The following is a 19,708-nucleotide window of genomic DNA, read 5'->3' as shown; positions in this document are numbered from 1 at the left end:
TCTTAAGTCAAAGCGGTGCGCCGTAGGCGCTGTGTTTTTTGACTTAAGACTAATGACTTAAGACTAACGACTTCTTTATGCTTTCCCTTGCAACTGTAAAAGAATATCTTCATTTTCCAGTGTAGAGGTATCCGATGTGATTTCCTCGCCCCGCGCGATATTACGCAATAAACGACGCATGATTTTGCCTGAGCGGGTTTTTGGCAGGTTATCAGAGAAACGAATCTGGTCCGGCTTGGCAATTGCACCGATCTGTTCACCTACCCAGGCACGTAATTCCTGAGTGAGTTCTTCGTCAATACCGCTGTCAGGACGCTCACCACGTAAAACCACATAGGCAAATATAGCTTCACCTTTAATCTCGTGTGGGTAACCCACAACTGCCGCTTCAGCTACACCTTTGTGAGCCACCAGTGCAGATTCAACTTCCATTGTGCCAAGGCGGTGGCCTGAAACATTCAATACGTCATCGATGCGCCCCATAATCCAGAAGTAACCGTCTGCATCTTTACGGGCTGAATCACCCGCCAGATAATATTTACCGCCAAATTTAGGCCAGTATGTATCAATGTAACGCTGATCGTCACCCCAGACTGTGCGTAACTGAGACGGGAATGGTTTTTTAATAACCAGGAACCCACCTTTGTTTGCCTGTGTAATGCTATTACCTTCTTCATCAACCACATCGGCATCAATACCGGGCAGGGCAAGGGTGCATGAGCCTGGTTTGGCAGCAACCACACCGGGAAGGGGTGCAATCATATTCGCACCGGTTTCAGTCTGCCACCAGGTATCAACAATCGGGCAACGCTCTTTACCAATTACTTCGTGATACCAGATCCAGGCCTCAGGATTAATTGGCTCGCCCACTGTACCCAGCAGACGAATTGAAGACAGGTCATATTTATTAGGGAACTCATCACCCTGTTTCATTAGTGCGCGAATAGCGGTAGGTGCAGTATAGAAAATACTGACTTTATGAGTTTCAACAATCTTCCAGAAGCGACCTGCATCTGGAATAGTAGGTGCGCCTTCATAAATAACAATTGTGCCACCTGCGGCCAACGGGCCATAAGCAACATAAGTGTGGCCGGTGATCCAGCCCACATCAGCTGTGCACCAGAAAACATCATTGTCTTTTAAATCAAATACCCATTTATTGGTAAGAATAGAGCCCAGCAGATAACCGGCGCTAGAGTGCTGAATGCCTTTAGGCTGGCCAGTTGAGCCCGAAGTATAAAGTAGAAACAATGGGTGCTCTGAGCCAACCCATTCAGGCTCACAATCAGTGCTTTGCCCGTCAACTGCATCATGCCACCAGATATCACGGCCAGACTGCATAGGTATATCGTGTTTGGTGCGTTGAAAAACAATCACTGATTCAATCGATGGGCAGCCGCCATCCATTGCTTTATCGGTGGCGGCTTTTAGCTCTACAATTTTGCCACCACGGGTGCCGCCGTCAGCGGTAATTACCATTTTCGCGCCTGCATCATTTATACGATCACGCAAAGAGTCAGCAGAGAAACCACCAAATACAACAGAATGAATAGCACCAATGCGTGCACAGCCCTGCATTGCAATAACGGCTTCCGGTGTCATGGGCATATAAATAACTACCCGATCACCTGATTTGATGCCTTTTGCTTTTAAAGCATTAGCAAACTGATTAACTTCATTGCTTAACTGCTGATAAGAGATATGGCGGGTATCACCATTCTCGCCTTCAAAGATAATGGCTGTTTTATCGGCCTTATCAGCCAGATGGCGATCTATACAGTTATGGGTAACATTGAGTTTACCATCAGCAAACCATTTGAAATGGGGAGCATTACTGTCATCCAGTACTTCAGTGAAAGGAGTGTGCCAGTCAAGCATGTCGCGGGCCTGATCTGCCCAGAAGCCTTCATAATCATCCTCAGCTGCTTTGTGCAAAGCGTCAAAATCAGCCTTTTTTATAACCGCATTATCAGCAAACTCTTTAGAAGGTGGAAACTGGCGCTCTTCGATTAGAACGGAATCAATATTATTATCAGACATGCTCACTCCATTTACATTTTGTACTTATATTTTGTACAGGAAGGATACCTTAGAAAAACCAGCAAATGAAGACGTAGGGCGATTTCATTGGTGATAATATGGATGCTACGCAGAATATAGTCGCGAGAGCGGGAGTTCAACTCGCCGAGCCTCAGCAAAAATGAAACTGTTAGCCGTTTATTTTAGTTTCATTTTAAGGAGAATAAAATGAATGTGCTCATTACCGGTGGTACAGGTTTTATTGGTTCAGCGCTTTGTTCTCTGCTTCTAAAAGATAAACATGATGTTGTGGTACTAAGTCGACACCCGGAAAAAATTAAATCACCTTTGCGTGGAATCAGTGATTTAAAACAATTAGTTAGTGACACTTTTTTTGATGTAGTTATAAATCTTGCGGGTGAGCCTATTGCGGATAAAAAATGGAGTGATCAGCAAAAACAGAAGATTATACAAAGTCGAATTAATATAACGCAGAATCTTATTAGCTATTTTGAAGCCATGGAGCATAGACCCACATTATTTATTAGTGGTTCTGCTATTGGTTATTACGGCATAACCGCATCAGATGAGGGTATTGATGAAACGGTTTCAGGTGATAGTAGCTTTTCCAGTCAGTTATGTCAGCAATGGGAGTCGCTTGCATTGCAGGCGCAGAAGATGGGTATTCGAACCTGTATAATACGCACAGGTATTGTATTAGGTAATGGGGGTGCACTGGGTAAAATGTTGCTGCCTTTTAAAATGGGTTTAGGTGGAATAATAGGTAAGGGTAGCCAATGGATGTCATGGGTTCACCTGCATGATCTGCTTGGTATTATTTTATACTGTATCGATCATGCTGAAATGCAGGGAGTTATTAACGGGACATCGCCTCATCCGGTAACCAATCGGGTTTTTACAAAAACGTTGAGTGACGTTTTAAAACGTCCATCTTTTTTACCCATGCCTGCATTCGTAGTTAAGATGCTCATGGGGCAAATGGGAGAAGAGTTATTGCTTGCAGGTAAAAAAGTGTTACCGGTAAAAGTATTAAATGCGGGTTATATATTTAAATATAAACAATTAAAGGGTGCTTTACAGGATGTTGTGAATAATCAGGGTTAGAATCGAATAGTACTTTTTTAGGTCATACCTGAAAAAATTAACACCTGTAGGGTGTTAATTTTTTAGTGATGCTAAAGTTAGGCTGTATTTCGTATAAGATATTCATCTCATTTTGTTTAACAGATTATTATGAATACGCGATTAACTAAATACTCATTATTTGAGTTTTATTGAACCATGCATATATTATTTCTTATTATCGTTATAGGCCTGATTGGTGGATTAATTTACTGGCCAGGTTACTGGGTAAATAAAGTTTTAGTGAAATATAAAGAGCCGGATGATCTGTTCTCAGGTACAGGTGGTGAACTGGCGGTGCATTTACTGGAACAGCTGAACATAGATAATGTCGGGGTTGAAGAGGCCAGGCCTGGTCAGGATCATTACGACCCGATAATGAAAGTAGTGCGTTTATCGCCAGATAATTTTAATGGTAAGTCACTTACTGCTATTACGGTTGCAGCTCATGAAGTTGGTCATGTTATGCAGGATGAATCGGGATACTCGTTATTTAAACTGCGTCATAAACTTGTAAAATTAGCGCACTATACCGAGAAACTTGGCAGCATTGCTATTGTCTCAATCCCCGTCTTTGCCCTGTTAACCCACTCGCCTGTTGTGGGTGGAGGTCTTTTTTTACTGGGTATTCTGGGAATTGCATTTGGTACATTAGTGCACCTGGTTACACTACCTGTGGAATGGGATGCGAGTTTTAAACGGGCGTTACCTTTATTGATACGAGGTGAGTATATCAATGAAATGCAGTCTAAACATGCACGTAAAATATTAAAAGCAGCGGCGCTGACTTATGTAGCGAGTTCACTGGCCAGTATACTTAATTTTTACCGTTGGATTGCAATTCTAAGGCGATAATTTAGTTTTTTCTGGTATTATATTCAAAACTTAGATTGTAGAGTTTTTTTGTAGAAAAATTTATCCTGATAGGAAGTCATGAGGATAAATGCCTTAAACAGGTGATAATTAATTGAAATTTTAAGATGTAAGAGTTAGTTTGTATGTTAACCAATATAATTTATATGCAGTTGTCCGCCTATTTCCATATTAGGCTTATTCTGTCTATATCACTGATATGAGAAATCAAATGAGCAGAATCGTTATTTTATTGTTAATTGCCTTTTTAATGAGTTGCAGTAACTCACTGGATATTCAGCTAGAACCTGAAGTGAGTATGTTTCTTAGTAATGATGCAGAACAGAAAATACGTCTTACTCAAAAGGATGAAGCGTATGTAGTCCTTAATGAATGGTTGCACGAGAATAGTTCAGACTGGTTTGTTACATCGGGTAGTTATCCCGGTGGTGTCTATGTGCAATCAGGCAGCGATGGTATTCAGGTTACTGAAACGCAGGTTGTTATTTACTCAACTTCAAGCAATGAACCAAGAGCAATATTTATTCAGGACATTGGAAAAGATGAGTTAAGTAAAATAAAAGATTTTGGAAAATAAATTTATAACCAGTCATTTAAATCGTTGTGTAAAATATAGCATAGCCTGGAGACTGACTTAGGTGTTTGGTGAATATAAAACACCCTGAATCCACTATTATTAGTGTTTTATAAGTAATGTTAAAATAGTAACAAATAAAATATTTGGAGTTGAAGAATATGGAAGACAATCAAGATAATAAATTCGCTGATTATATGAAAAGAGCATGGATTATATATGCCCTGATAATTATTGCTCTTATAGCTGTGCTAGTGCTTTTCGTTGCTAGTGACAATGAAGAAATGGTTTTCTTTGGTTTTATGACACCTGCAGCAGCCTATGTTTTTCGCCCAACTAATCGGTACATTGCTAGACTTGTTTTTAAGTATACGGGTGTTTCTGAAGCTAAAGAACAAGAATGAGTGGTAGTATCAGGTGTATAACGTATAAAATTTTATATGCCTGAGTCGAAAAGAGGTGAGCAGGTCTGTCACCTTGTCTCTTAATGTTTCGATTTGACTGAAGTTAGACAGGGTGTTTATACTGCCCGTACTTTGAAAACTGAACCCGTCACAAATCCCCTGGATAAACTCCCACCTATTCTTAAGAAGAATTTAGACCGAAATTTATGTGTCTGTAATGAGGTTCTTAAGATAGATATTATAAATGCCATTGTAGATGGAGCTACCACGGTGGCTGAGGTTAAAAAACAGACCTATGCTACAATGGGAAGCGGCTGTTGCGTTAAACAGGTTGAGCGTTTGATTGAGTGTCTTTGCTCACCCGAAGCAAAAAAGTAACTCGCTTCTCTTTAATTCGTAACACTGTTTTTCGAGTCTGAGTAAAACCCGGATAGTTAACACCATATAACGCATGTAAAACAGACCGTATACTCCGCATTATGTCAACAAATGGAGGAATCGATATGAAGTCTGGTTTGGTGGTTTAATCTAATGATCCGTTGGCTGTCTGGAATGTATTTCGCCTGAAATTATTTTATTTAAAAAAACAAGATGTAGTTAACGTGTTTTTAGTGGCAAAAGGTGTTGAAGTAGAATCACGTGATACCGATCAATTTAATATCACAAAACAAATGAGTGAGTTTATTGCTATTGAAAGCTTTGAAGGTAAAAACTGGGAAGAGCATGCGTATACTCTCAAGCATCTTGGTAGAGAAATACAATAGTCTAACTAAATAAAGCTTTTACTTGAACTAGGTCATTTAACTCAAGTTTTGTTTGAGAAATGTAGTAGGTTGTACTACAAATTTCAGTTGATAGTTATAGAATATAGTAATCAGTTGTAGGAAAGAAAATGGGAAATAAAAAAACATTTATAATTATAGGGCTATTGGTTTTTGTGCTCGATTTACTATTTGTTGCCGTTAATTACTCCTCATCAAATTCAACTTTATATCGAAATTTGTCTGATAAAGCACAAGAAAACCAAAGGAATTTTAATCATACTTTAGATATGACATATAACAGTATGTTGCAGCTTACAACGCATTTTTCTCAGGATGTTATTTTAAATGATTTATTTCTGAAGGGTAAAAAAGCGGTTGAATCTGAAGGAGGTGCTGCAGGTGGTGAGCAAGCAAAATTGTATAGGCAAAAATTATTCGATGAATTAAATGACGGTTGGGGGGAAATGACTCGTGCATTTAATTTGAGGCAACTGCATTATCATTTAGGTCCGGGAAGCACGAGTTTTCTACGCGTGCACAAACCTGAAAAGTACGGGGATAATATGGATGATATTCGCCATATTATTATAGCTGCGAATGATGATAAAAAATCTCATACTGGGTTTGAAATTGGACGTGTCTATTCTGGCTTACGTGCGGCATCTCCAATTTCAGTAATCGATCCAGTAACGCATAAAGCAGTTCATGTTGGTGTGTTAGAAATAGGTACGTCTTTTGATAAAATTATACCAAAAATACAATCAAGCTATAAAACGAATATTGCTATATTGTTATTGAGAGAGCAAACGAATAAAAATGTCTGGAGTCAATTGCACAAACAATATGATTTAGTTAAAGCATGTGAGAATTTATATATAGAATCAACGTCATCTTCATCAATACATGAAGTGTTAAGCAGGTCAGAGATTGATTGTGGTAATACATATAATGATGTAAGTGTTATTGAAATTGATGAACGTTATATTTCCGCCTATTTTTTTCCTCTAAGAGATTTTCAGGGTGAGAATAATTCAGCGTTACCGGATATAGGTAAGGTGCTTATCTGGGATGATGTTACAGAACAAATAAGTGAATTTAATGATAATGTTTTGTTGAATTTATTGTATGCAGTTACGGGTTTACTTATTGTTGAGCTGTTTTTATATTTTATTTTTAGATATGAAATGCGTTTATCCGCTATGGCTATGTACGATACTTTAACGGGATTGCCAAATCGACGCTATTTTAATGATTATGCAGGTCACGCGATATCACAGGCCAATAGAGATAACGGCAAGATCGCATTTTTATATATCGACCTTGATGGCTTTAAAGCGATTAATGATAATATCAGTCATAAAGCTGGTGATATGGTGTTAATTGCAATTGCTGAACGAGCAAAAGAGTTAACGCGAAAAAATGAGTTAATGTTTCGATTAGGTGGTGATGAATTTTGCATGGTGTTACAAAATTTCGGTACTAGAGAAAGTGTGTCGGTTATTGCGCAACGTCTCATCAATCGGTGTTCTGAAGATATTGCCATTGGAGACCTGAATGTTAATGTTGGTATGAGTATTGGTATTGCAGTATATCCAGACCATGCCACAACGCTGGAAAAGATAGTCTCTTTAGCAGATAAAGCTATGTATGTTGTGAAGAATAATAATAAAGGCACTTACCAGTTCTTCTCTGCAGATTGAAAAAGTGAGGGTATTAATAATCTACATTATTTCTCTTTTAGCTTATGTTTTTTTCGTAGGTCATATCGTTGTATTTATTGTGGGTTTTGTTTTTGCAATGCCTTACGAGTGGTTGAGTGATTCTGATGAGTATGATTCTGATGAAGAAAATTTTCTTTATCTGATGAAAATTGTACTGGGTGTAGCGACTCTAGGGTGTGCAACATACTTTGGCTGGAAAGATTTATACCACCTTCAATCTGGTGATAGTGATAGCGTAATTGCAGTTACTGTGAATTTAGTGTTTATGATTATTGTTTTTATCAGATTGAAGCTCATTTTTGAGGGTAAAGCCTGAAAACAGCCATATCACCTTAGTTATTTAAAAATAATTGAAATTTCAAGGCATTAAAGCTGTCTATTATTGCTATTATATTTCGAGTTTAAAATCATAGAGTAGGAATGATAATGCGTTATAGAAATACAAAATCCCTGATTGCAGGTATTGCTCTAATGTTTACTGGTGCTCAGGTATCGGCAGAAAATGCTGCTGAACCTTTAGCGATACAGAAAATAATGCAAGATATGAGTAAGAATATGCAGGTGATTACTGGTGCTATTTCTCGTGAAGACTGGGCATTGGTAGAGAAAACAGCGCCTTTGATTGCAGATCATCCTCAACCACCGATGTTTGAGAAAATGAGAATTTTTGCTTTTGTAAATACGGATATCGGCCAGTTTAAAAGTCATGATGGAAAAACCCATGAAGCAGCACGAATTCTGGGAGTAACCGCGGCGACTGGAGATGGTCACGCTATTATTGCTGATTTTGCTACTTTGCAGGACACCTGCCTGATGTGTCACGAGCAATTTCGCAAGCCGTTTCAGGCTTACTTTTATGGCGAAGAGTGATACGTTTTTTGAGTCGCGATTATGAATAAAATAACCCGTTGGTTAGGTCGCTATCTTGATACGCCTTTAAGTAATTATAAAGCGGTTTCAACCAGTTCACCGGGTTTATTAACAAGCATATTAAAACCCGGTGATGTTTTGCTGGTTGAAGGTGATACACGCATCAGTGTTGCGATTAAATATCTAACCCAGTCTACCTGGTCACATGCGGCTATTTATGTGGGCGAAGGTTCCGGTGATAATGAAGCGGTGCTGATTGAGGCAGATATTGAAATGGGTGTGATAATTGTACCTTTATCGAAATATGAACATTTACATACACGAATTTGCCGGCCGAAAAATTTAACTGAAGAAGATCAGAAGTCACTGATTGATTTTCTTGTAAAGCGTATCGGTTATCAATACGACATGAAAAACGTAATTGATTTAATGCGTTATTTATTGCCCACACCACCTGTGCCGGTTAGCTGGCGAAGACGAATGATTGCGCTGGGTAGTGGTGACCCGACTCGTGCGATTTGTTCTACTTTAATTGCGCAGGCATTTCAGTCTATCTGTTATCCCATATTACCTGACATCGAAGTATCAAATAAAAAAGATCATGTGCAACGGGAGATTATGCAAATTAGGCATCACAGTTTATATACGCCTCGTGATTTTGATATATCACCTTACTTTGAAATTATTAAACCCAGCCTGATTAAGGGTTTTAATTATAAAGAGATTAACTGGGCGAAAAAATCACCATTGATTTAAATGTGACGAATACCACAGTTTCTTGAATTGTTTTCAATGCTTTCCTAATTGTTGATCTTACGCATTCTATTCATCAACATAATGTTCTATTTTCATAACTATTGTATTTATGTTGCAGGTTTAATAATGAAAATGCGTTTATTGGTTCTTCTGGTTTTAGGTGTGTCTGTTAGTAGTTGTGGAGATAGCGGTGGCGGTGCATCGAGAGTGGATACGATTGCAGCGATGCAGGCACTTGGTAAAAATATATTTTTCGATACTAATTTGTCCAGTAACAGTAATCAGTCGTGCGCAAGTTGTCATGACCCATTAGTAGGGTTTGCCGATCCTCGTGTAAGTAGTGCAGCACCGGTGTCTGAGGGATCTGAAGCAGGAGCATTTGGTGATCGCAACGCACCAACCGCAGCATATGCTTTTTTTAGTCCGTTTTTTACAAATACAACAACGCATACAACGCCAGATGGTACCGTTTCAAACTATCAGGGCGGGCAGTTTCTTGATGGGCGGCGTATTAATTTAAGAGAGCAGGCAAAAGATCCGTTTCTGAATCCGGTTGAAATGAATAATGCAGACTCAGCGACAGTGGTAACAAAAGTGAGTAATAGTAGTTACGCTGATGATTTTATTGCTATGTTTGGTAGTGGTGCATTTGATGATACTGATATTGCTTACAATAATATTGCCAGAGCGATTGCTGCATTTGAAGCGTCTGCGGAAGTGAATAAATTTTCATCAAAATTTGATGATGTGCAAAACGGTACAGCAACATTTAACGATTCTGAATTACGTGGTTTTAATTTATTTAAAGGCACAAAAGCTAAATGTGCAAACTGTCATACGGTTCCTGATACGGGAACCATTCTATTTACCAATCATCGTTTTTATAATGTGGGTACGCCTTCTAACGGGTTTAACCCGGCTGTTGTAGCGAATTCGAGTTTTATCGATAATGGTCTTGGTGGCACAACCGATGTTGTCGTTCCGGGTGATGAGGCCGCTGAAGTGGGTAAGTTTAGAATACCAACATTACGTAATATCGCCTTAACCGCACCGTATATGCATAACGGTGTTTTTCAAACACTGGAAGATGTGATTCGTCATTATGATTTGAAGATGCAATTTGCTACGGCAGAAGTGAATAGCAATATCGCGAATGAAGTTGCTTTTGATGATAGTTCACTCGGTTTAAGCCCGGAAGAAATTACTGATCTGGTTAGTTTTATGGAAACATTAACAGATCAGTAAGTGGTTGCTTTACACCCAGGACTCGCTAGTTTTTTATTGTTAGTCCTGAGCTGAATTAATTTTATTAAGTTCCCAGTTTTCCATTGCCCAGCACCAGACATTATTTAAAGAATCCCGCTCGAGCTCTTTCGGCGGGTTTTGCCCAAGAAATTCAAGGCACTCTACTAATAAAGGAATGTCGGCTTTGTCGCCAATGCTTTGAGCACCGGTTTGTTTGCTTAATTTATCGCCATTGGCATGAACAATTAGCGGCAGGTGAGCATATTGTAGCTGATTATATTTCAGGCATTGTTGCAGGTAGAGTTGCCGTACAGTTGAATCAAGTAAATCTACGCCCCTGACAACATGGGTTATATTCTGAAATGCATCATCTACAACAACAGCTAACTGATAAGCAAATAAAGCATCACGTCTGCGAATAATAAAATCACCTGAATCCGCTTTTAAATTTTGTGAGTTAGCTCCAAGTAATTCATCATCAAAACAAATTTTCTGTTCGAGTACTTTAATGCGTATAGCGTACTCATCTGTTTTAAAGTTTGAGAAATTATTATTTGTGCAGAAGCCCGGATAAATAACACCAAGCTGTCCGCTCGTTATTTCTCCTGAAGCTGCTTTGGCTTTAAGGCTCTTACGGCTACAGGTGCAGGGGTAAATCAGGTTCTGTTCTTTAAGTTGCTGCAGAGCTTCGGCATAAGCTTCCTTGCGTTGAGTTTGATAAAGAATATCTTCATCCCATTCAAAACCAAAAGCCTCAATGCTGCGTAAAATAGAATCAGCTGCACCTTTTACATTGCGCAGTTCATCGACATCTTCCATGCGAACCAGCCACTGGCCATTATATTTTTTTGCTTCAAGATAACTGGCAACGGCCGCTACTAATGAGCCTTTGTGCAAAGGGCCAGTAGGTGAGGGGGCAAAGCGGCCCCGGTAGGTGTTAGTAGTAGATGTCATTAACCTTGATGAATAATCCTGTGCAAGCAGTTGTTATTGATTGTAGGTGCCCCGAAGAAAAATTACTCACATTACTTATCGTTTAAGTAACGCCTCTGTGCAAAACGGGTGCACAAAATGAGGGGTTACAAAAGTTGAGGATATTTTTCATTTATTTCAGACACAAAAAAGCCGGGTAAAACCCGGCTTTTTCAGAATGGGGCTACTTGCCTTTATTCTGTTTTTCTTTTATTTCATCAAGACTCTTACAGTCGATGCATTGTGTTGCTGTCGGGCGAGCTTCTAATCGACGTATACCAATTTCAACACCACAGGTTTCACAATAACCATATTCACCGGTATCAGCTTCGTTTAATGATTCGTCAATTTTCTTAATTAACTTACGTTCGCGATCACGGGTACGTAATTCAATGCTGAATTCTTCTTCCTGAGAAGCGCGGTCAGCAGGGTCTGGAAAATTGGCTGCATCGTCTTTCATGTGATCTACTGTGCGATCAACTTCATGCATCAGCTCTTCTTTCCACGCATTTAAAATATCGCGAAAATGCTCAAGCTGTTTTTCATTCATGTATTCTTCACCCTTTTTTGCTTTATAGGGTTTGAAGCCGTGTATAGGTGCCGAGTTTGCTGGCATCGAAAATCTCCGATTATTTTGTTCTGGTGCGTTTAAATCACACATTATTCTATTAAATAGTCCAGATTTCTAGGATCCGGATCAATCAAACCCGATAATTTACCCGTATTTGTTGGATTTTGCGAGTTTTAATATTGTGTTTGTTGTTTTTTGTCTGATGATTGTTTGTAACTAATTGAAAAGTATAGCTTATATTTTTCATTCTACACGGCTTGTTACTTTCCCTTTGCCAAATTCACTACTAATGATGTCACCTTTACGCAGCTGTCTTGCATTAGTAACTGTTTCACCATTGGTATCACGGGTAATGCTATAACCTCGAGATAAAGTGTTAAGTGGGCTAACGGCCTGCATGGTGCGTGACAAATTTGCCAGTTGTTGCTGTTTGTTCTCAATATTTAGCTGAGACGAAAAAACTAGCCGACTGGATAAATCTTCAAGTTGAATTTTCTGATAATCAATAAACTGGTCGGGGCGGTTATTGATCAGGCTTTGTACAGTGTATTTTAAATCGTGCTTTTTCTCGCTAACGATAGCTTGAAAAGCATCCCGCAAATTATCAATTAAGCCATCGAGTTGCTGGCTTTGCTGCATTAACTGACTGCTGGGGTGTTGCATTTTCAGGCGGTTTTGTAACCATTGTGACTGTTCATTTAGTCGGTTCAAATCACCCTGTATCTGGCGCATTAACTGGCGTTGAAATGATTGAAATTTGTGTAGATAGGTTTGCTGGTTCGGGCTAACCAGTTCAGCTGCCGCGGATGGTGTTGCTGCTCTAAAGTCTGCAGTAAAATCTGCAATGGTGACATCAACTTCATGGCCAACACCGCTAATAACCGGAACATCACAAAGCACGATGGCCCGTGCAACCTGCTCTTCATTAAAGGCCCATAAATCTTCAAGTGAGCCACCGCCCCTGACAAGTAAAATAACATCGCAGCTTTTACTTTTAGATGCTCGATAAAGGGCTTTTGCTATTTCAGGTGCTGCCTTTTCACCCTGTACCGCAACAGGATAAATCTGCACTGGAATAGATGGGAAACGCCGTTTGAGTACGCTTAATACATCTCGAATAGCCGCGCCGGTGCCTGAGGTAATAACTGCAATGCATTTTGGTAATTCAGGAAGCGGTTGTTTTAGTGCTTCATCAAACAGGCCTTCAGTAGCCAGTCTGGTTTTAAGTTCTTCAAATTCTCTTCGCAGGGCGCCGTCACCTGCTTCTTCCATATGTTCTGCAACAAGTTGAAACTCACCCCGTGCTTCATATAAACCGACTTTTGCGCGAATTAAAATCTGCTGGCCATTGGCGGGTTTGAATTTAACCAGCTGTTTGCGCCCTTTAAACATAGCGCAACGCACCTGAGCTTTAGAGTCTTTCAGTGTGAAATAAATATGCCCGGAAGCCGGTTGTGCCAGATTAGAAATTTCACCCTCAATCCACAGTAGGGGAAACTGGCTTTCCAGTAAGCCGCGTATAGTGCGGTTTAGTTCTGAAACGCTATAAATCGTTTTTTCTTTGTTCTCGGTATTTGGCATGGGGGGATCTTAAGCTGTATTGGGGGATAAGCCAAGGTAGAAGTCTTTAGGTATAAGTCATTAGTCGTAAGTCGTAAGTCGTAAGTCAAAATCAAAAACACAAGCACAAGCACAAGCACAAAAATATTGAGCTCCGCAGGTGTGCCGCTGTGGACTTACGACTTATGACTAACGACTTGATTGTTAAAAGAGATGAGATGTCCGCTGGTGAGGAGTTTCTTACGAAGCAAACAAAAATCAGCCCAAAAAAAAGCCGGGCTAGCTACAGACCCGGCTCGATTTTTAGCTTGTTTGACCTTATTTTTTAATCTATCGAGGACCGGCTCCTGCCTGCTCTTTAGATTGTGCCAGTGCCATATCGCCCTGACGTTTTGCTTGATTAGCCAGTTTGGTGGCTGTTTCAAAGTCACCTTTTTTAGCGGCTTTATCAGCTTTTTTAAGCATTTTTCCACTATCGCGCCATACGTAATTAGCTTGTGCAGCAGCTTTAAGTGATTTATTTGCGTTAACTAAAGCGGCGTTATAGCCCTCTTTAGTTGCAGCAGCAGAGTTGCCTGAAGAGCCAGAAGTGGCACAGCCAGACAGTAGTACAGTTGCCAGCGCTATGCCGGCAAAGATTTTAGCGTGGTTCATAAATAACCTCATAAATGTTTTTTTTATATTATATTTCCATATTTTCAAAAATCCCTACCTGATTTTATAATCAGTCGGTGGATTGTACCCCAGAGTTGACTGGATACAAGTGTATTTTGTCGGCAGGTGTAATCTAAATCATCTGTAAATTTGGGATGAATTATTAAGTGTTTTCTTATATAATCGTCCGATTAACCAGACCAGACAGGAGCCGCTATGCGTATTACCCAGGAAGCACTAACTTTTGATGATGTGCTGCTGATTCCCGCCCACTCTACGGTCCTGCCCAATGATGTAACACTGGGTACCCAAATCACTCGAGACATTAAACTTAATATTCCACTAATATCCGCCGCGATGGATACAGTGACGGAAGCAAAACTTGCTATTGCAATCGCACAGGAAGGCGGTATCGGTATATTGCATAAAAATATGTCGATAGAGCTACAGGCGAAGAATGTCACTAAAGTAAAGAAATATGAATCCGGTGTCATTAGTGATCCTATTACGGTTTCACCTGATACCACTATTCGTGAAGTAGCTGAATTAACCGCTAAAAATAGAATTTCCGGTTTACCTGTTTTAGAAGGTAAGAATCTGGTGGGTATTATTACTTCACGTGATCGTCGTTTTGAAACAGACCTGGATAAACCCGTTTCAAGTGTAATGACACCTAAAGATAAACTGGTAACCGTAAAAGAAGGTGTAAGCCAGACAGAAGTACAGGCGCTATTACACAAACACCGTATTGAAAAAGTACTGGTTATAAATGATGACTTCCAGTTACGTGGCATGATCACCGTGCGTGATATGCAAAAATCAGATGATTTCCCAATGGCCAGCAAAGATGATTTAGGTCGTTTACGTGTGGGTGCAGCCGTAGGCACCGGTGCAGATACAGAAGATCGCGTTACTGCATTAGCTGAAGCTGGTGTGGATGTGATTGTTGTCGATACGGCTCACGGTCACTCGCAAGGTGTACTTGATCGCGTTAAGTGGGTTAAGGAAAACTTCCCTAAAGTTCAGGTTATCGGTGGCAATATCGCGACAGCGGCAGCGGCACGTGATTTAGTTAATGCCGGTGCAGATGCAGTTAAGGTTGGTATTGGCCCGGGCTCAATCTGTACAACTCGTATTGTTGCGGGTGTGGGTGTGCCACAGATTTCTGCAGTATCCAATGTTGCTAAAGAGTTAGAAGGTACAGGTGTGCCACTGATTGCTGATGGTGGTATTCGTTTTTCAGGTGATATCGCGAAAGCCATGGCGGCTGGCGCACATTGCGTTATGTTAGGAGGCCTGTTAGCCGGCACTGAAGAAGCACCGGGTGAAGTTATTTTATTCCAGGGGCGTTCTTATAAAGCCTATCGTGGCATGGGTTCAATCGCTGCAATGGAGCAGGGATCAAGTGATCGTTACTTCCAGGACAAAGATGCAGGTGCTGAAAAATTAGTACCAGAAGGCATTGAAGGTCGAGTACCTTTCAAAGGCCCGATGACAGCTATTATTCACCAGCTTATTGGTGGTATTCGTTCAAGTATGGGGTATGTCGGTTGTGCAAATCTTGAAGAAATGCGCACGAAACCTGAATTTGTTCGTATCTCTGGCGCTGGCATGAAAGAATCTCATGTTCATGACGTGACGATTACAAAAGAAGCCCCAAACTACAGAACGTAATATTTAAAAACTAGACGCAGAGGCGCGGAGGCGCGGGAATGTTTAAGTCATATGGCTTAATCATTCCCGCATGCCTCTAGCGGGAATCCAGTGACCTTTGTTAAATGTAAAGACACTGGATTCCCGACACAAGCATTCGAGAATGACGCGTAATTTATTTTCTCAGAGTCTCTGTGTCTCCGTGTCAAACATCTATTAAGATAAATACATGACATCACAAAACATTCATACAGATCGTATTTTAATTCTCGACTTCGGTTCTCAATACACTCAACTTATCGCCCGCAGAATTCGCGAAGCCGGTGTTTATTGTGAGTTATATGCATGGGATGTTAGTGACAAAGATATTAAAGCATTCAAGCCAAAAGGCATTATTCTTTCAGGTGGTCCCGAATCTGTAACCGAAGGCGAGTCACCACTCGCACCGGCTATTGTTTTTGAATTAGGTATTCCTGTTTTAGGTATCTGTTACGGCATGCAAACTATGACCGCACAACTGGGTGGTATGGTTGAAAATGCAGATCATCATGAATACGGTTATGCCAAAGTTCGCGCCCGTGGTCACACCGCTTTATTAAAAGATATTGAAGATCATGTTACCGACGAAGGTTATGGCATTCTTGATGTGTGGATGAGCCATGGCGACCATGTCGTTAAAATGCCAGATGGTTTCAAACTTATGGCATCAACTGATTCTGCACCGGTTGCCGGCATTGCTAATGAAGAGAAAAAATTCTACGGCGTACAATTTCACCCTGAAGTGACTCACACGAATCAGGGGCAAAGAATTATAGAACGTTTTGCCCATGATATTTGTGGCTGCGGCAATTTATGGACAGCAGATAATATTGTAGAAGATTCGATTAAAAAAATTAACGAGCTCGTCGGTGACGATGAAGTTTTATTAGGTTTATCCGGTGGCGTAGATTCATCGGTAGTAGCCGCATTGTTACACCGGGCAATCGGTGATCGTTTAACCTGTGTATTTGTTGATAATGGTTTATTACGTTATCAGGAAGGTGATCAGGTAATGAAAATGTTTGCCGAACACATGGGTGTAAAAGTGATTCGTGTCGATGCAGAAGATCGATTCCTGACTGCACTAAAAGGCAAAACAGACCCTGAAGATAAGCGTAAAATTATCGGTAATTTATTTGTTGATATTTTTGAAGAAGAATCTGCAAAATTAAAAAATGCAAAATGGTTAGCACAGGGCACAATTTATCCGGATGTAATTGAATCAGCAGGTTCTAAAACTGGAAAAGCGCATTTAATAAAATCACATCACAATGTAGGTGGTTTACCGGATTACATGAAGTTAAAACTGTGTGAGCCTTTACGTGAACTGTTTAAAGATGAAGTGCGTGAAATTGGTGTTGAACTAGGTTTGCCATACGACATGGTTTACCGTCACCCATTCCCGGGCCCGGGTTTAGGTGTGCGTATACTGGGTGAAGTTAAAAAAGAATATGCAGATACCTTACGTTTAGCTGACCACATCTTTATAGAAGAATTATACAAACACGAGTTGTATCATGGAGTGTCTCAGGCATTCACGGTTTTTCTACCGATTAAGTCTGTAGGTGTAACGGGTGATGGTCGCCGTTATCAGTGGGTGGTTTCTTTACGTGCCGTTGAAACAATTGATTTCATGACGGCTCGCTGGGCGCACTTACCCTATGAGTTTCTTGATCTGGTGTGCCGCAGAATCGTAAACGAAGTGGATGGTATTTCACGTGTGGTTTATGATATTACAGGTAAACCTCCCGGCACGATTGAGTGGGAATAAATGACAATATTGTCATCCTTCACTAACGTTCAGGATGACAATAAAATATGCATTACAATCACGAACGCCGGATGTTATAAATCATCCAGCTAGCCAGAAAACACCCTGTTCGAGGGATATAAATCTATTAGATAAAGCAATATACTTATTAATTGCCATGTTTAAGGATTTATAAGTTAGATGCTAACCAAACAAGGCCTGTCAGTAGCGCTATCGCTAATATTAGTAACTCTTTTTGCTTCTTTTCTCTGGTTTCAAAATATCGAAGATACACATAATGATGTTGAAATAAATCGTCATATAGAGCTTATTAATCTTTCAAATGAAATAAGTAGCTATGCAAAAAGAGCTGAAGGGCACCTTCTATTGTTCTTATTGCTTAATGATGAAATAGACAGGAATAAATTTTTCAGTCGTGTTGATAGCCTTACCGGCTTAATCAGTCAGGTATTAACCAAGGAACTTAATGCGGATGAACTTAAAATAGTTCACAAAATTACTTCACAATCTAACCAGATATTAAGTATTGGGAATCAACTGATTGCCGAGAGTGTAAGTAGAAAGACGAATAAGAAATCAGATGATTTTAATGAACTTGTTTTGCTATTTCACAAGAGCACCTCTGGTATACGTCATCAAGGTATTGAGTTAGTGAAAATTTCAACTGCACACATAGATGAAATACAATCAGATGACATAAAGAACACTAAATTAAAGTCAGATCTTTTGGCTGTTGGTATGGTTCTTACTTTTATGTTTGTTCTGATTTATACCAGGCAAATAACTAAACTGGCAGTTTCTGAAAAACAAACGACTGAATATCTTGATATATCAAATACAGATGGTCTGACGGGAATTGGTAATCGAAGATATTTTGATAATGAATTAAAGAAACAATGGAGAAGGTCCCAGCGAGATGGTGATGCATTCTATCTTTTAATTTTAGATATCGATTTTTTTAAAAATTATAATGATTCATATGGCCATATTCAAGGAGATCGTTGTTTGAAAATAGTTGCAGATGCATTAGTTAAATCTGTTCATAGGCCAATGGATACTGTCTTTAGATTTGGAGGCGAAGAGTTTGCAATCATATTGAATGATACAACGGATGGTATAAGTGTCGCTGAACAATGTAGAAAAAATATAGAAGAGCTATCGATAGAGCATAATAATTCGAGCATTTCAAAAGTTGTGACCTTATCTATTGGTGTTGGTAAGGTAACAGGTAAGGCAGATTTAAATATGGAAGATTGCCTGGAAAGAGTGGATAATGCGCTATATAGAGCTAAAGGGCTGGGAAAAAATCAGGTTGTACTTGTATAGGCGATTAAGGATATTAGCAGTTATATTGTTAAGAGACTAAACTACAACTAATCATATAGCGTGTGAACAAAGTAAAAGATGAATGCAGAACTAATGAGTGTTTTTTAGCATGGGTATCAATCATGAGTACTGGATGCAACAAGCCATCCAGTTAGCCAGAAAAGCCGCCGATGAAGATGAAGTCCCCGTCGGTGCAATCATTGTTAAAAACGATCAACTCATCGCCGAAGGCTGGAACCAGCCAATACAGTCACACGACCCTTCAGCTCATGCAGAATTGATGGCGATTCGAAATGCAGGTCAGGTTTTAAATAATTATCGATTAATCGACACCACAATGTATGTCACATTAGAACCCTGTTCTATGTGTGTGGGTGCCATGATACATGCCCGGGTAAAACAGTTAGTGTTTGGTGCAAGTGATTTGAAAACAGGCGCAACGGGCAGCGCAATAAACCTGATACATGATCCGATTCATAATCATAAAATTGAAGTAACCGGTGGTGTGATGGAAGATGAGTGTAGAGAAGTATTACAGTATTTTTTTAAACAAAAACGCGAACGTAATAAAAATAAATAATAATCATCATCAGTAGGAGTTATCTTCAGCTGACGATTTGTAACGTGATGCGTAGCGAGCCGTAAGTTTTAAATTATTAGCTATGCAGTGCATTAAAAAATCGTGTCAAATACCTTGTTACGCTAATGTAAGAAAATGTCAACGTCTGGTCTCAGGCTTTAGGTCTAGAGCTCAATCTTTTTAAATCTGTGTGTAGTATTATCTTAAAAAATA

At 39.8% G+C, this 19,708-nt stretch carries 20 protein-coding genes; 15 read left to right on the top strand and 5 right to left on the bottom strand.

Features of this window, described 5'->3' with window-relative positions; genetic code table 11:
• Nucleotides 1–75 precede the first annotated feature (75 nt).
• A complete protein-coding gene (gene acs / locus DIZ80_04765; protein ID RDH84781.1) occupies nt 76–2,040 on the bottom strand; it encodes an acetate--CoA ligase in 1,965 nt (654 codons plus the stop codon).
• Between the two features lie 207 nt (nt 2,041–2,247).
• Here acs and DIZ80_04760 point away from each other — a divergent pair, with 207 nt between their 5' ends.
• The 11 genes from DIZ80_04760 to DIZ80_04710 all read left to right on the top strand — a co-directional run bounded on the left by DIZ80_04760 (nt 2,248) and on the right by DIZ80_04710 (nt 10,369).
• Nucleotides 2,248–3,144: a TIGR01777 family protein gene (locus tag DIZ80_04760; protein RDH84780.1), complete on the top strand. Its 897-nt coding sequence runs from the start codon at nt 2,248–2,250 to the stop codon at nt 3,142–3,144.
• 177 nt (nt 3,145–3,321) lie between these two features.
• Entirely contained in the window at nt 3,322–4,017 is a 696-nt protein-coding gene (locus DIZ80_04755) for a peptidase (GenBank protein RDH84779.1), read from the top strand.
• A 229-nt stretch (nt 4,018–4,246) separates the two neighbouring features.
• Nucleotides 4,247–4,612: a hypothetical protein gene (locus DIZ80_04750; protein ID RDH84778.1), complete on the top strand. Its 366-nt coding sequence runs from the start codon at nt 4,247–4,249 to the stop codon at nt 4,610–4,612.
• A gap of 158 nt (nt 4,613–4,770) precedes the next feature.
• Entirely contained in the window at nt 4,771–5,013 is a 243-nt protein-coding gene (locus DIZ80_04745) for a hypothetical protein (protein ID RDH84777.1), read from the top strand.
• 132 nt (nt 5,014–5,145) lie between these two features.
• Nucleotides 5,146–5,391 carry a (2Fe-2S)-binding protein gene (locus DIZ80_04740; protein RDH85039.1) on the top strand — a complete coding sequence of 82 codons (246 nt, stop codon included), beginning with the start codon at nt 5,146–5,148 and terminating at the stop codon, nt 5,389–5,391.
• Between the two features lie 161 nt (nt 5,392–5,552).
• Nucleotides 5,553–5,777 carry a hypothetical protein gene (locus tag DIZ80_04735; protein RDH84776.1) on the top strand — a complete coding sequence of 75 codons (225 nt, stop codon included), beginning with the start codon at nt 5,553–5,555 and terminating at the stop codon, nt 5,775–5,777.
• Between the two features lie 128 nt (nt 5,778–5,905).
• Nucleotides 5,906–7,477, top strand: a complete 1,572-nt coding sequence (locus DIZ80_04730; protein RDH84775.1) for a hypothetical protein — start codon at nt 5,906–5,908, stop codon at nt 7,475–7,477.
• A gap of 4 nt (nt 7,478–7,481) precedes the next feature.
• Nucleotides 7,482–7,814 (top strand): hypothetical protein, encoded by a 333-nt coding sequence (locus DIZ80_04725; GenBank protein RDH84774.1) that lies wholly within the window; start codon nt 7,482–7,484, stop codon nt 7,812–7,814.
• A gap of 218 nt (nt 7,815–8,032) precedes the next feature.
• Entirely contained in the window at nt 8,033–8,368 is a 336-nt protein-coding gene (locus DIZ80_04720) for a cytochrome C (GenBank protein ID RDH85038.1), read from the top strand.
• A gap of 21 nt (nt 8,369–8,389) precedes the next feature.
• On the top strand, nt 8,390–9,124 hold the full coding sequence (locus DIZ80_04715) for a lipo-like protein (protein RDH84773.1): 735 nt from the start codon (nt 8,390–8,392) through the stop codon (nt 9,122–9,124).
• 81 nt (nt 9,125–9,205) lie between these two features.
• A complete protein-coding gene (locus tag DIZ80_04710; GenBank protein ID RDH84772.1) occupies nt 9,206–10,369 on the top strand; it encodes a cytochrome-c peroxidase in 1,164 nt (387 codons plus the stop codon).
• 39 nt (nt 10,370–10,408) lie between these two features.
• Here the strand turns inward: DIZ80_04710 and DIZ80_04705 are convergent, their stop codons facing one another.
• From DIZ80_04705 to DIZ80_04690, 4 genes are all read right to left on the bottom strand, one after another.
• The gene (locus DIZ80_04705; GenBank protein ID RDH84771.1) at nt 10,409–11,323 is read right to left on the bottom strand and encodes a tRNA glutamyl-Q(34) synthetase GluQRS; all 915 of its coding nucleotides are present in this window, start codon (nt 11,321–11,323) and stop codon (nt 10,409–10,411) included.
• A gap of 202 nt (nt 11,324–11,525) precedes the next feature.
• Complete coding sequence (gene dksA / locus DIZ80_04700) at nt 11,526–11,957, bottom strand: RNA polymerase-binding protein DksA (protein ID RDH84770.1); 432 nt, start codon at nt 11,955–11,957, stop codon at nt 11,526–11,528.
• 198 nt (nt 11,958–12,155) lie between these two features.
• A complete protein-coding gene (locus DIZ80_04695) occupies nt 12,156–13,493 on the bottom strand; it encodes an exodeoxyribonuclease VII large subunit (protein ID RDH84769.1) in 1,338 nt (445 codons plus the stop codon).
• 309 nt (nt 13,494–13,802) lie between these two features.
• Nucleotides 13,803–14,138 (bottom strand): SoxXA-binding protein, encoded by a 336-nt coding sequence (locus DIZ80_04690; GenBank protein ID RDH85037.1) that lies wholly within the window; start codon nt 14,136–14,138, stop codon nt 13,803–13,805.
• Nucleotides 14,139–14,342: 204 nt separating this feature from the next.
• Between DIZ80_04690 and DIZ80_04685 the strand changes: the two genes are divergently transcribed.
• The 4 genes from DIZ80_04685 (at nt 14,343) to DIZ80_04670 (ending at nt 19,495) form a co-directional block, all read left to right on the top strand.
• On the top strand, nt 14,343–15,800 hold the full coding sequence (locus DIZ80_04685) for an IMP dehydrogenase (GenBank protein ID RDH84768.1): 1,458 nt from the start codon (nt 14,343–14,345) through the stop codon (nt 15,798–15,800).
• A 208-nt stretch (nt 15,801–16,008) separates the two neighbouring features.
• On the top strand, nt 16,009–17,589 hold the full coding sequence (locus DIZ80_04680; protein ID RDH84767.1) for a GMP synthase (glutamine-hydrolyzing): 1,581 nt from the start codon (nt 16,009–16,011) through the stop codon (nt 17,587–17,589).
• 180 nt (nt 17,590–17,769) lie between these two features.
• On the top strand, nt 17,770–18,915 hold the full coding sequence (locus tag DIZ80_04675; GenBank protein ID RDH84766.1) for a hypothetical protein: 1,146 nt from the start codon (nt 17,770–17,772) through the stop codon (nt 18,913–18,915).
• 109 nt (nt 18,916–19,024) lie between these two features.
• The gene (locus tag DIZ80_04670) at nt 19,025–19,495 is read left to right on the top strand and encodes a tRNA adenosine(34) deaminase TadA (protein RDH84765.1); all 471 of its coding nucleotides are present in this window, start codon (nt 19,025–19,027) and stop codon (nt 19,493–19,495) included.
• The last annotated feature ends 213 nt before the right edge of the window (nt 19,496–19,708 follow it).

Origin of the sequence: endosymbiont of Galathealinum brachiosum (assembly GCA_003349885.1) — a bacterium.
Classification (GTDB): domain Bacteria; phylum Pseudomonadota; class Gammaproteobacteria; order SZUA-229; family SZUA-229; genus SZUA-229.
Note: the sequence above shows the minus strand (reverse complement) of the source record. Positions and strands in the feature narration are given on the sequence as shown.